This is a genomic window from Cognatundibacterium luofuense (genome assembly GCF_018139685.1).
Taxonomy (GTDB): Bacteria; Pseudomonadota; Gammaproteobacteria; order Burkholderiales; family Burkholderiaceae_D; genus Undibacterium; species Undibacterium luofuense.
Genome location: NZ_JAGSPN010000598.1, coordinates 1 through 289 on the forward strand (window position 1 = coordinate 1; position 289 = coordinate 289).

At 41.2% G+C, this 289-nt stretch carries 1 protein-coding gene; it reads right to left on the reverse strand.

From position 1 onward, the window contains the following. Positions 1–289, reverse strand: a 289-nt coding sequence (locus KDM89_RS21800) for a hypothetical protein (RefSeq protein WP_212689852.1), incomplete at both ends; no start/stop codon positions are given.

A 289-nucleotide genomic window follows, 5' to 3' on the forward strand; every position in this document is an offset into this window, starting at 1 on the left:
ATTCCGAGTCTTATAAACAAAGTATGTATAAATCTGTGTTGTACGGATTAGAATCTGGTCTCCGCTATATCGTATGGACCGATACCACCAAGAGCCCACAACAACAGGAAGGATAACCATAAAAGCCAATCCATACACAAGTAAAACCAGAATCGAATTTTTCTGGTCAACTATCCAAGCTGGCAAAGCAATTCCAAAGCTTGTGGCTTGAGGCCCATCTGGATTTCCAAATTCTTCCCAATTTTTCCGAGACTCTTCATCTGTTAAAGCTGCGTAAGCTTTCGCTATC